This window comes from Paraburkholderia sp. GAS32 (assembly GCF_050434225.1).
GTDB lineage: Bacteria > Pseudomonadota > Gammaproteobacteria > Burkholderiales > Burkholderiaceae > Paraburkholderia > Paraburkholderia madseniana.
Genome location: NZ_JBNPVS010000022.1, coordinates 138,451 through 150,583 on the forward strand (window position 1 = coordinate 138,451; position 12,133 = coordinate 150,583).

Annotated in this window: 19 protein-coding genes; all 19 read left to right on the plus strand. The window is 55.7% G+C overall.

What is annotated here, in order from left to right; all coding sequences use genetic code 11:
- The first annotated feature begins 376 nt into the window (after positions 1-376).
- A complete protein-coding gene (locus tag P3T25_RS25705) occupies positions 377-718 on the plus strand; it encodes a hypothetical protein (RefSeq protein ID WP_429359374.1) in 342 nt (113 codons plus the stop codon).
- 493 nt (positions 719-1,211) lie between these two features.
- The gene (locus P3T25_RS25710; RefSeq protein ID WP_429359375.1) at positions 1,212-1,517 is read left to right on the plus strand and encodes a hypothetical protein; all 306 of its coding nucleotides are present in this window, start codon (positions 1,212-1,214) and stop codon (positions 1,515-1,517) included.
- A gap of 22 nt (positions 1,518-1,539) precedes the next feature.
- The gene (locus P3T25_RS25715; RefSeq protein WP_429359376.1) at positions 1,540-1,773 is read left to right on the plus strand and encodes a hypothetical protein; all 234 of its coding nucleotides are present in this window, start codon (positions 1,540-1,542) and stop codon (positions 1,771-1,773) included.
- 33 nt (positions 1,774-1,806) lie between these two features.
- Positions 1,807-2,319, plus strand: a complete 513-nt coding sequence (locus P3T25_RS25720; protein WP_429359377.1) for a hypothetical protein — start codon at positions 1,807-1,809, stop codon at positions 2,317-2,319.
- 709 nt (positions 2,320-3,028) lie between these two features.
- Positions 3,029-3,409: a hypothetical protein gene (locus P3T25_RS25725; RefSeq protein ID WP_429359378.1), complete on the plus strand. Its 381-nt coding sequence runs from the start codon at positions 3,029-3,031 to the stop codon at positions 3,407-3,409.
- A gap of 97 nt (positions 3,410-3,506) precedes the next feature.
- On the plus strand, positions 3,507-3,713 hold the full coding sequence (locus tag P3T25_RS25730) for a hypothetical protein (RefSeq protein ID WP_429359379.1): 207 nt from the start codon (positions 3,507-3,509) through the stop codon (positions 3,711-3,713).
- Between the two features lie 87 nt (positions 3,714-3,800).
- The gene (locus P3T25_RS25735) at positions 3,801-4,730 is read left to right on the plus strand and encodes a hypothetical protein (RefSeq protein ID WP_429359380.1); all 930 of its coding nucleotides are present in this window, start codon (positions 3,801-3,803) and stop codon (positions 4,728-4,730) included.
- A gap of 191 nt (positions 4,731-4,921) precedes the next feature.
- A complete protein-coding gene (locus P3T25_RS25740; RefSeq protein WP_429359381.1) occupies positions 4,922-5,098 on the plus strand; it encodes a hypothetical protein in 177 nt (58 codons plus the stop codon).
- 12 nt (positions 5,099-5,110) lie between these two features.
- The gene (locus P3T25_RS25745; protein ID WP_429359382.1) at positions 5,111-5,560 is read left to right on the plus strand and encodes a hypothetical protein; all 450 of its coding nucleotides are present in this window, start codon (positions 5,111-5,113) and stop codon (positions 5,558-5,560) included.
- 20 nt (positions 5,561-5,580) lie between these two features.
- The gene (locus P3T25_RS25750) at positions 5,581-5,910 is read left to right on the plus strand and encodes a hypothetical protein (protein WP_429359383.1); all 330 of its coding nucleotides are present in this window, start codon (positions 5,581-5,583) and stop codon (positions 5,908-5,910) included.
- Positions 5,911-5,942: 32 nt separating this feature from the next.
- Entirely contained in the window at positions 5,943-6,212 is a 270-nt protein-coding gene (locus tag P3T25_RS25755) for a hypothetical protein (protein ID WP_429359384.1), read from the plus strand.
- A gap of 54 nt (positions 6,213-6,266) precedes the next feature.
- A complete protein-coding gene (locus P3T25_RS25760) occupies positions 6,267-6,437 on the plus strand; it encodes a hypothetical protein (protein WP_429359385.1) in 171 nt (56 codons plus the stop codon).
- Positions 6,438-6,762: 325 nt separating this feature from the next.
- Positions 6,763-7,104 carry a DUF3876 domain-containing protein gene (locus P3T25_RS25765; protein WP_429359386.1) on the plus strand — a complete coding sequence of 114 codons (342 nt, stop codon included), beginning with the start codon at positions 6,763-6,765 and terminating at the stop codon, positions 7,102-7,104.
- Positions 7,105-7,154: 50 nt separating this feature from the next.
- Complete coding sequence (locus P3T25_RS25770; RefSeq protein WP_429359387.1) at positions 7,155-7,385, plus strand: hypothetical protein; 231 nt, start codon at positions 7,155-7,157, stop codon at positions 7,383-7,385.
- A 35-nt stretch (positions 7,386-7,420) separates the two neighbouring features.
- Complete coding sequence (locus P3T25_RS25775) at positions 7,421-7,690, plus strand: hypothetical protein (RefSeq protein WP_429359388.1); 270 nt, start codon at positions 7,421-7,423, stop codon at positions 7,688-7,690.
- An 11-nt stretch (positions 7,691-7,701) separates the two neighbouring features.
- Entirely contained in the window at positions 7,702-7,962 is a 261-nt protein-coding gene (locus tag P3T25_RS25780; protein WP_429359389.1) for a hypothetical protein, read from the plus strand.
- On the plus strand, positions 7,952-8,275 hold the full coding sequence (locus tag P3T25_RS25785) for a hypothetical protein (protein WP_429359390.1): 324 nt from the start codon (positions 7,952-7,954) through the stop codon (positions 8,273-8,275). The genes P3T25_RS25780 and P3T25_RS25785 overlap by 11 nt, the downstream gene beginning before the upstream one ends.
- Positions 8,276-8,502: 227 nt before the next feature.
- Complete coding sequence (locus tag P3T25_RS25790; RefSeq protein ID WP_429359391.1) at positions 8,503-8,880, plus strand: H-NS family nucleoid-associated regulatory protein; 378 nt, start codon at positions 8,503-8,505, stop codon at positions 8,878-8,880.
- Positions 8,881-9,281: 401 nt separating this feature from the next.
- Positions 9,282-10,298 carry a CAP domain-containing protein gene (locus tag P3T25_RS25795; protein WP_429359392.1) on the plus strand — a complete coding sequence of 339 codons (1,017 nt, stop codon included), beginning with the start codon at positions 9,282-9,284 and terminating at the stop codon, positions 10,296-10,298.
- Positions 10,299-12,133 lie beyond the last annotated feature (1,835 nt).

A 12,133-nucleotide genomic window follows, 5' to 3' on the forward strand; every position in this document is an offset into this window, starting at 1 on the left:
ATGGCTGCTTAGTGGGGTGGCGCTGATTGCTTTTATTTATTGCATCATGCTCCCATTCGGCCAGTACCTGATTCGCATGAACGGCTAACTACTCGGAAAAGGCAGACGGACATGAGCAAGTTGAAAGCACTTTTCCTGGCCGCTGTTGTCGGGATGAGTCTATCCGTTAGCACACACGCGGCACCTGGCGAACGCGGCACTCAAATCGGGTGGAAGGTGCATCAACCGACGCGGTTCATGGTATCCGGCATTCTGCGGAAAGATGGATCGACCGACGAACAGTTGTATCACGTGATTGTGGAAGCGCCGACCGAAAAGGTCGCTGTCGATACTTACGTCGCGTCCGCTTTGGCTTCGCATCCTGGTTACAAGCTCGTTGGCACACTGGCGACGCCCGTTCCGCCTGCTGGATCGTGCGAAAACAACATCTGAAACGGAAAAGCGGCTCCTGCCGCGCAACGAGGTAAAGGACGTGACAAAGGCACAGCTTCAAAAGCGGCTCGACGCGATGGCCGTCGAAATCCGGGCGATCACTACCGAACTGACGAAGCAATACGGCGAAGGCTCAAACCTTTATTTCGAAGCGGGCGGAAATATCTGCGCCATGAAGCCTGAGCAGGCGTTGAGGCCCGGTCGTGATGCAAGCCTCAAGGAGCGTCAGGCGCTTGTGATCGCAACGAACAGCGAACACTGCAACTTTGACTGTGGGGCGTGGTAATCACGTCTTCGCGGCTACCAAGGAAAAGCGCTCGCGCATGTTTGCGCGGGCCAACAGGGAAACGAGGAAAACGGAAAATATGAACATGATTCGATCCCATGTGTTGGCGTTGTGCCTATCGACCTGTGTGAGCGTCGCGTGGATGATCGCGTTGTGCGCGGTCGTTGTGTCTGCCGGTCTTCTGCTTACGTTGCCCGATGACGGAGCGTACTGGCGCGCTGCCATGTGGGCGAGCATCGGAGTCGCATGGGTCGCGCTTGTCGCAGGTTTTGTTCTGCAACGCAAGTTTGTTCAACGAGTCCGCGCAAGCGCGATGCTCGCAAAATTGGACGGAGAACTGCGCAGCGATTTTCGCGTGCGCGAAACAAGGAAATCGAAATGGGAAAGAAGGTTAGCTTGCCGCTGAACAATATTGAAAAAGCGGTCACAGCGGCCATCGTGGCACTTGTCGTCGTCGGCATCGCCTATCTCATGCACATGTAGGAAAACGACCATGAATACATCAATTCTGATTGCAGCCGACAAAGCCGTTACGCCCGTCGAACGTAAAGCGTTTTTGGGGCATTTCCCTCGCCAGCAGGGCGCGCATGTCGCTGACATTCTCGACATGCTCGACAACAGCGACGCATATCTGGAAGTCGTGGAACCGATGTATGAAATGCACGGCGACGAGGTTTCGGAGCCGGGATTGTTGCGCATCGCAACGCTGCTGCGCGTAGGCATTCTTGGGAATACCGACAACGTGACCTGGGAAGCCGTTCAAGAACTGGTTGGCCGGATTCGTGCGCAGTTGAAATAGAGCGGAAAATGGGAGCAACGTTGTGAATCGAAGAATCGTTGCCGAACTCTTGACGTGGACGCTCGCGTTGATAGTCGCTGTGGGAGCCACGTTGCTGTGCGCACAGGTTTATCGGCTGGCCGTGTGGCAAACGATGTTAGTAACTCTTTTCCTCGGTGGCGCTACTTGGTCCGTGATTTCGTTTTTCGTGGATCGCTATCTTGCGTGGAGCTACCGGCGCGAATTCCGCGCCATGCGCGACAACGACAACTACTAGCTAACCTCAAACAGTTTTGATCGGAAAATTACTATGAGCATTTGGCACCACGACAAAGAGAATCGGACGCTAGTTATGTCGTCCAATCCATGGCAACTCATATTGTTGATCGTGGTGATTGTCATCATGAGCATCTACGTCGCTGCGGGTGATTTGCGGTTGCGGACCGAGGCGTGGCGAGTCCATCACGCCCCTCTGTTGACCAGCCAGGCAGAGCGCGATTCGGTCAAGGCGTGGGACGAGCTTCATCAAAGCCTTGTTGACGTAAACCGGACATTCGCAGCGATGAAACCCGACTACACCCGCATCGAAAAATGGCTTCTTACAAGTGAGGTCGAGAAGCGTGAACATGCTTCGGTATCTGAGGTTCAGATAAAAGAGCCGGATAGCGCGACCGTTTCTTACCGTGGTGGCGTTGCATCGGTTCGATTCCGCTTCGTTGACCCTATGGCGTGCAAGGGTAGCGCCGACGAATGCTTTAAGAGACTAAAGGACAACCCGACCGGATTTACGGTGTTGGCCTATGAAGCGCATCCGGCCAAGTAATCGAACAACAGGGAAAATTCATGGCGACGATTCCACGACCCCGCAAGCCGCGTTATGTCGTTCGCGATAGCGCAGGGCGAGCGTTGCGCGAGACTGATTCCAAGCTGACCGCCTGGTGGGTCTGGTTCAGAAATCGACGCAATGGCGCAACCGCACATGACCGCCTTAGCTGGATCGAGGACGAAAAAAGCTGGCTGCGTTGCGGCGATCTACCGCCCGAGAAGCGGGCAAACTGAGAACGGAAAATCGCATGTGCATGTTTGAATACGATGACGGCGGACGATCTGCTTCCGGCTTCAAAGGCGAAGCTAGGGATTGTGTTGCTAGAGCGGTCGCCATTGCAACCGGCAAACCGTATGCGGACGTGTACCGTGACCTCAACGAGCTAGGCCGGGGGCGAGCGCAGCGGGGAGGGCGCGGCAAAACAGCGGCCCGTACAGGTGTGCAGAAAGATGACACGCGGGCTTACTTGGCCTCGCTAGGATGGAAATGGCACCCCACTATGGCCGTGGGAGCCGGTTGCTCGATCCATCTTCGTGCCGATGAATTGCCTCGCGGGCGTATCGTCGTGCAACTCAGTCGGCACGTTGCGGCTGTGGTCGATGGTGTGATTCACGACACCCACGATTGCTCGCGTGGCGGGACGCGGTGCGTGTACGGTTACTGGACTGAACAGTAGAACGGAAAAAGAAAAACGGACGGAACAACCATGACAGAGAGCTATCGAGAAATTCGCGAGTATGGGATTGGCATGGCGCTATTCCTCGGCGTCAGCCTACTCATCACCTTTCTGATAATTTCGCACACTTCCATTGACGATACCGTTCCGGTCGGCACGGTTTCCACAGTTGAAAGGTTTCCGGGAAGCGACATGAGCGGGGTCGCTGTTGTCGGGGGACGGCTTGGGGTTGTGTCGGCGGGTTCACCAGATCGCGCGCTTGTCGTTACGGACAAAGGGCGATACATGGTGGACGGTCTTGCCTCATCACTTGCGCCGGGGATGGTGGCGCACCTGCGCACGTCAGCCGACCACACACGATATCTGTGCCCGGCCAGTGATTACCAACACTGTTATCAAGTACAGCAATAAGAGCGATTTGCCTTGAGGACGAAAGCTGCGCAACGAAGCGTCGTTGCCACTGCTACGAGCCGGTAACGGCGAAGAACTGAGAGAACGGAAAAAGATCATGACCACGACTGCACGCATGACGACAGAAGCGCAGGCCCGCGAGGCAGGTTTCACCCGCGAGGTTATCGCCTCATCGTCGCAACAAGACCTGAACCTGCTGATCGCGCCCGATACCGACCTCGACAGCGAGTTTGCGGCGTTCGACCTCGACGCGCTTGAAACTGTTTCGGTAAAGGGCTGGCTTGGTGTGTTTGAAGACGCCTAACAGCACGCAAAATCACACCGCGAAGAAACGGATATTTGGCGTCGCTTGCGGCCCCGAGTCAGACCCGACCAAAGAGGATTGTTAAGAATGGCGAGCCAGTATGTCCCGATGGCCGAACTGCTGAATTCGGACTGTTTCGAATTTCCGCAATATCTTGATGATGTGCGCTTCGACTACAAGGGCATTCATTTTCACGTCTTTGGCGTCCTGCATGGATTGACCGGCGGAACGAACTCCAGCTACAAAGAATTCGTGAATAAAACGATCACTCATGCACCGGGCCTGCGACTCGGAGAAATGGGATTCCGAAGAATTTACAAAGGTCTTCACGGTGAGCTTGACGACTGGATGCCGATACGAGCGCGCGATGCTTTTCGGTTTTCTTTCGCCCTTTACCTGACTCCGCTTCGCATAGCGCGCCTCATACGTGCGTGCTTCCGCGAGCGACGCACGAACCGTGACCGCTTTGGCATGGCGAATGTCAAGCGCTTGCAGGACATTGGCGGCTCGCCCGCATTTCACGCCATAGCGCCGGATGAACGACGCCGCTTTGCCGGGTTCCCCGATCCCGAACGGTATCTCAAAGAAAACATCGCGCGTCGCCACGGGCGGGGCACGATGCAGGCACCGATCTTTCCCGACAAGGATTGGGCATGGTTTACGCTCGTTGAGCCGTTCGCAAACATTCCTCTGCGCAGTGTTCACATGCTCGAATACGCTGTCGGTCTTGCGCAGAAGGCCAACACCCCTGACGTGTCTCTCTTTGTCGGTGAGATTCACAACAGCGATATGGCGTGGCACGCGGGCGCAGGCATTGGTAGCGAACTGAACTCCAATCCGATAGTCTCGGCAGTCGCGGCCCGTGCCGTCGAACACGCGAATAATCCGCGTTTGCGATCTACATGTATGCGCCGATTCAGATTTAAGGCCGCTACTGCGGCGGGCGCGATCATCCCAACATTCGTTTGCATGTCCTTCGCCGTATTGCTGGTGCAGAGCGCGCTTTCTCTGCTCTGAAAACGGAATATTGCCCAAGGCCGCGTTAGCGGCCTTTTCAGTTGTTGTCGCCGGTTCGCGGCGTGGGGCATTCATGTATCTGATGCAGCAGCTACCCGAGCCGGGGAAAGGCTTGACGCCGTAACCGGCTACGGTACAATGTGATTCATGGTCGGCCCACGTGTGCCGATAACACGGACAGGAAAAAGATCATGGCGCGCAGTTTCGATGATTGGGCCGCTGACGTGGCGCGGGAACTCAAGAATCTAGGGATGGACATGCTTGAGGCAAAGCACGTGCCCTACGATAACGAGGAATGGTTTCGCCGGGAGTTTGAGACGGGCGAAAGTGCTTCGCTGACGGCTCAAGACTGGATGAGTCACAACTAGGAAAAATGATTCATGACACGTATTGACGCCCGTAGATCGCGGCCAGCCGGTTTCGCGAAACGATCCCGGCATAGGAAAGCACTCTTTCTGCCGATGGATCGCGCAACGGCAGACGATCTCGTACTCCCTGTCAGAATTGCTTTCGAGCGAATACGTCAGGGGGAGGCTGATCGAGACGCGGCTGTGTGCATGGCGCAGATTCTGCTGCTGACGGGATTTCTGACCGAAGGTGGTTTCGGACTACTCGACACGGCTTTTCTGGACAGCGTGGAAAAGCGACTGTTGACTGAGTTGAACCAGGCTGGCGTAGTCGAATGGAAATTTGCTGCCGAGTTAATCAATGACCTTGGCGTCGTTGTCAACGAATACGACAGACTGATACGAGAAACCCGGCTTCAAGCAATCTTTGAAGCAAATGAGAGTTGTTCACGGCTGAAACCAACAACAGCGCGACAAGGCTGAAACCATTGCAACGGAAAATCGTGAAGCCTACCAAGACGCCGTATCGGGTTGTTCCGATGGACAACAAATATGGCTACCAAATCCACGCCGGGGAAGGGCGCGGCAATTTGCGCATCATCGCAACATGCACTTCACCGCACGGCGGCGCTGGCATAAAAACGATGACACCCCAAGCGAAGGAAAATGCTGAATTTATCGTCCGAGCGTGCAATTCGCATGAGTTGCTTATGGGGCTGATTCAACGAGTCGCCAGCCTGAACCCGGATTGCGCTGAAATCGGTGCGGGTATGTTGGCATCGCTGGTAGCGGACGCAAAAGAGGCGCTAAAGAAAGGCGAGCTACCCCTATAAATGGGCTAACGACTAAACAGCGTGGAAAACATATGGAGAAGTTTTTTCTGGTGGTGATGATCCTCAGTCTTTCTATGTTGGTCGCGTCGTTCATTCAGTATCGCTCAATGCCTAAAACAATCTTTGGCAAGCTATGGTGCATAGTTGTAGCAACTACCGTGATGCTTTGCGTTGTGGGTCTCGTACTGGCGCGTCATGCAAAGGTCCAAGAACATCAGCCAGGGCCGCGTGAGCGGCCTTTAGCAGCGGCTACCCGAGTCGGGGAAATGCTTGACGCCGTAACCGGCTACGGTAAAATGTGATTCATGGTCGGCGCACGTGTGCCGATAACGCGGACAGGAAAAAGGAGAGGGGCCATGAAGGTGCGAGGACTCAAGGTAAGCAACCCCAACGGGGTCTTTATCTACGATGTATCGGTCATATTCTGTGACAGCGAAACGACCGTGGAGGTTGCGGCAAACACCATGACGGAAGCGGCTCGACTCGTTGAGACGGCGGGCTACGCCCTTGTCAAAGTGCCTGATTAAGACGATGAACTCGGCTTCGTTGTATCCGCCACTGACGCTGCCTGCGGTAGATGCCGCGTTGCTCAAACGTGGTAGCGCAGTGCAAACTCGTTATTTTTTCGCGGACAGCGCTCCGGGTTCAAGGGCGACGGTCGTGCGTGTGAGGCAATCGAAGACTGGTCCGATGGTGCGGTGTAACTACGGCAAGAACCTATCGGGGCAGTCGTTGTTGAAATGGATGTGTGCCGACGCGCTCGCGCTGGCCTGAATAACGGAAAAACGAATATGTGGATGCGCCTAACCACAGCGCCCGCCACGGCGGGCATTTAAAAAGGAGAAGTAGAGTATGAAACGGGGATTGATTTTTGCGGCAACTGTTTGCGCTATCTCAATGCTTGGTGGCTGCGGCAAGAAAGACGGCAACGAGTTCATCGGCAAATGGGAGAACCAAGGACGTAAGGAGACCGTCGAGATTGCGAAAAATGGCGACGGGTTCCTGATTGCGGACACGCATCCGAACTATCTCGTCGGCGGCATGAAGACCGACAAGATTCCAGCCACCTACCAAAACGGGGTGCTCCAGGTCGCGACGGGTTTTGGCACCGCGAATGTCGGCTACGACAAGGAGCACGACACGTTGCTAATGCCGACAATGGGCGGCAGCGCCGAGCTAACGCGGGCCAAATAACCGGAAATCAGCCAAGGCCGCATCAACGGCCTTTTATTGTGGGTATGAAGATGGCTTCGAAGAAACAGGTTCAGCCGAAATACGACTACACGGGCAAGGATCGCGTTGAGCGACAGCGCAAGGCGCTGGCTGACGCGGGCGGTGCGCGCGTGGAAGCTCATCTTGACGCGGGTGAACTGGCGAAGCTCGATGCGCTGGTTGCAAAAGGTGTTGCAGGTTCACGCCGTGCGGCCTTGAAGTACCTTGTGCAGCAGATACCCGAGCCGGAAAACGAGTCTTGACAGCGTAACCGACTACACCTTTGGAAATACCACCTATGAGCATCTACGAAGATAAATTGGCCCGAGTGTGTGCAGACGCAGAATCGTTGACGGGAACCGGTGGAGGCCGTGCCCTGCGCAAGATCATCATGGACCTGGAGGGCGATGGACCGGTTGGCGAAATGCTGCACACGCTCGATGAGGAACGGTTTCTTCGCGTTATCGACCTGCTGACGGAGTTCCGTCGAACCGGTCGCCATGAGGGATACAACGCGATTCACTCGGCGGCACGGCTGCGCCTCTCTCCACAGGCCGATGAAGGATAACGACCGCCGACATGAGCCAGAGCCTTTTCACACTGTACGTGGCCGCGATGTGTCCGGTTGAATACGCCGCCATGAAGCTCGCAAGGGATCGTCATACAGACCTGTTCACGCGCTATATGGACGGCGACCCGGCAGTGAGCGAACAGGATGCGATCAACGCAAAACACGCGTCGGACGCTGCTGAACAAAACGCGCGCCGAGCGTGGCGCGAGAAGATGGATAAGGAAGGACTGCCACCGGTTAGGCAACGGGAGCAAAACGATGAGCATTGATTCGGGCACGAAGATTCCGGTATCGTTCGATCCCGGCAGCGTGACGAGCGCGATACAACTGTGGCGGGACGCCACCGACATGAAAATGCCGCTTCGCGATGACTTCAAGATTCACTTCATGAAGAACCGGCGCAAGTTGCTCGACGGATTCGAACGCACAGCGAACGCAATGTCGATAGTGCTGGCCGGAATGACCGCGACAGATGATGCGGGCGCAGCCGAACTGGCGAAGGTCCGCGCGGAACTTGACGCATTCTCGCAGTGGGCCAAGGACGGGTTGAGGGAACTAAGCGAACTCGCCCAAAAAGGTTGATTCTTGGTATGTATGGGATGGTGTTGCGTGACATTGGCGAGTCCGGACGACAGCGTTTGTCAAGGTTTTGAGTTGTCTTCAAAGAGAAAATTGGCGAATCACCGTTGCGCGTCAAGACTTACGCTTTCTGTTGCGCAGAATCTGGCTGGAAGCCTTGAGCTACCGTCGCCGGATGCCCGAAAAACGCAACAGTCCCAAACATACCAGTTCGGTTGATTAAAAGCATTATGTCAACTTCAGTACAAACCAAGGGAAAAATTACTGTGAAAGTATCTAGTGCAACCGCCATCGAGAAGGAAATCCAGGCACTTCGTGCGCTGCAAGTCGGGAAGTTCTACGAGCTAATGGCCGCTGTCGGTCTGACGCTGGAGGACTTGCAAGCGCACGCCCCCAAGCACACGCGTAAGGCACCTTCTACAGCAGCCACGAAGAAATCCGCCAAGGCCACCCATACTACGCCTGCTGACGCGCCCGCCAAGCCCCGTAAAAAGATCGAGCCGAAGTATCAGAACCCCAAGACCGGCGAAACGTGGACAGGCATGGGTCGCTCACCGCTGTGGATTCGCGATGCGAAGAACCGTGACCGCTTCCTGATCGCAAAATAATCTGTCATAGCTACGAGCGCGTGAGCCGCAACAAACGGCGTCAGCGTCAAGACCTCGCAATGCAAGCCGTGAGTCCTCCAAGCAAAAAGCCTGCTTATTTGAAACTGCTAATCGAATCGGATATATTCGTTTCGCACTGAGGCACCCCCGCATGGGAAATCCCGCCACGGTGTACGTGGATTTGTGTTATTGCGCTCCCCAAGGCTTTTTTCTCGGCCTTGGGTTTTTTTCGTCTGCTAGACGGTCGCCCGCGCAGCAGTGCGGGGGCTTTCCTCTCCCACGAAACTGAATCACAAATACCTGTTGACATGTCATCATCAGCCTGGCACAATAGATTCACGGTCGCAGGAAAAAGCGACTCATCGAAGTCAAACCCACTTGCTACATCGAGGAATAAAAAAATGAAGGCCATCCCGCTTACTGTTTTTCGTACCGGCATCGCAATTGCAGCTTTTGCGGCCCTCGCAGCATGCGGCGGTGGCGGCGGTGGAGGTAGCTCGCCCGCTTCGTCCGCACCCGCAAGTGCGCCCGCTTCGGCCAGTTCACCCTCTAGTAATCCGGTGACGGGCACGCAAACGACGCCGCAATACGCAGCTAACACCGCGCAACTTGCGATGTTTAATCAGGTGAACGCCTACCGGCAGCAATGCGGTTTCCCGGCAGTTCAGCAAAACACGGTTCTCGATCAAGCTGCGCAGGCGCACGCGATGTATCTCGGTCTGAACAGCGTCGTATCGGATACGGAAACGGCTGGACAGCAAGGCTTCACGGCTGTCAGCTACCTTGATCGTGCCGTTCATTTCGGATTTCCGTCTGGTGCAATTGGCGGTGGCGTGAGCGCGAATTACTACACCACATCGGCACTCTCGGAAACGCAGTACGGCCAGAATCTGGTGTACGCATGGATTGCGGGCGTGTACCACGCGCCGATTTTGTTGACTCCGGTTACGACGATGGGCGTTGGCGAATATGAGACGGCGATCAACGGCTTCCCGGCTGCATGGGGATCGTTGAGCCTTCTGAATACGTCGATGCAGCAGCTAACCACAAGCGGACCTCTGACCTTCCCGTGCCAAGGCACGACCGGCGTTCCGTACAAGGATGCCGCTGAATCGCCGACGCCGCCGAATACATCGGGCGCATGGGGCACGCCTGTTGTTGTAATGGGCAACGCTACCGATACGATTGTTCTGCAATCCGGAACGATGACGGACCCGTCCGGCAACGTCATCAACCTGCAACTGCTCGATTCGGCCAACGACCCGAACAAGCTGATTCAGCCGTATGAGGCCGTGGCTTATCCGGCTACGCCTTTGGCTCCGAACACCACGTACACGGTATCCGTGACCGGCACGGTGAACGGTGCTACTTTCTCCAAGCCGCCGTTCACGTTCACGACAGGTAATATCGTCGGCTAACGCTACCGTGCAAAAAGGGTTCGCGCGCGGCCCTTGATCGAAACCGCCAGTTCGCGCTGGCGGTTTTTTTTGGAAAATCGTTTCTGACATGCTCCAATAAAAAAGGGGTGCAGCCTCTGCGGACTGCACCCCTTTTTTCTGCCACCAACCTGTCAGCGAGGTCAGCCTTTGCCCGCTGCTAAAAAAAGCGACCGAAGGCGCCCTTTTTTGCAGATTTAGTTCACCCCACTACACTGCGAAGCACTTTGCGCACCATACGGACTCCCCGTGAGCTGCCCCATAACGCTCCCGTCCGTGGGGCTGACTGTGCAAGACATCACCCATGTGTTGCCGGTGTTAGCGCAAACGTCGTTCCAGACCGGCCCGGTTGCCAAATACTCGACGTTTTTGTACGTGCCATAGCCATACGAGCCGTCGAATTTTGTATAGTATCCCGTGAAGGGGCCCGATGTGCCATAGCCGTTGGTTAGCGTGTATCCCTGCGACTGTGCTTCGCTGGCGCACGTTACTGTCGGTGCCGACTTGCACGAATAAACCCACGCACTACCGTTCCACGATGGCCCACTCGCAAAGCCGTACTGACAGGTATTCGGACCCGGTTGCGCTGGTATCTGGCATGACATACCGACCCAGGCACTACCATTCCATGACGGGCCAACGGTTTCAATCCAGCCACTCGGACAACTCGGCGGCGCTTGATAGTTACATTGCGGCGATGAGAAGTGCGAGCCTTGCCATTGTGCAGCCGCGCCAGTCGTCCAACCAGGCGCAGTAGAACACGCTGGAGGCGACTGAGCAGCAGTCCTGATAACGGACCCACAAGACGAATCCTGAAAGTTATACGAGCAGTGTGTACGCTGTGCCTGTGCCTGTGCGCATGCGTGAGTCCCGAGGACCAGACCCACGCACAGAATTACAAACTTCAAAAGTTCTTTCATCGCCAAACCTCCATATTTTTTTGTTTATTAAAATAGTTAGGCCCCGCACCAGGGCCAGCAAAAGTCTCACTACCGGCAACATTATCGGTTAATCTTTTTGCCGAAGCTCATTAGAAAAAAGCGCTCTCTCGGGCGCTTTTTTATTGCCGACGCTGCAACCTCAGTTACTGGAATACCCTTGGCAAAAGGACCAAACCATCGGTTGGTCGGCCATGACCTGTGTGTTCTATCCGCCGTTACCGCCAGAAGAAACACCTTCCAGATTGTATTGTCCAATCAGGTTGGTAGTTCCCGGAACGAACCAACAGACGTCCACAGCCGCACCGGACACGACGACCATCTGAGTTGGCGCACTCCCCGGCGGGGAGAAACTTCCCTTTCCACTCCAGATAGCTTCACCTGAACTCGGGTCAGTAAACGCAAGGAGCGGGACCGATGGGCTGTACGCACTTGCTCCCGTGCCATCGTACGGTCCGTTGTACTGGTAACCGAAGGCCCAAGGCCGGATCGGGTAAAAGTCGTGGGCAAATCCATAGGTCAGGCAAGCCTGCTGCTGATCGGCGGGGGTAACGGACGCCGGTGCCGAATTGCAACTATAAACCCACGCACTACCGTTCCACGATGGCCCACTCGCAAAGCCGTACTGACAGGTATTCGGACCCGGTTGCGCTGGTATCTGGCATGACATACCGACCCAGGCACTACCATTCCATGACGGGCCAACGGTTTCAATCCAGCCACTCGGACAACTCGGCGGCGCTTGATAGTTACATTGCGGCGATGAGAAGTGCGAGCCTTGCCATTGTGCAGCCGCGCCAGTCGTCCAACCAGGCGCAGTAGAACACGCTGGAGGCGACTGAGCAGCAGTCCTGATAACGGACCCACAAGACGAATCCT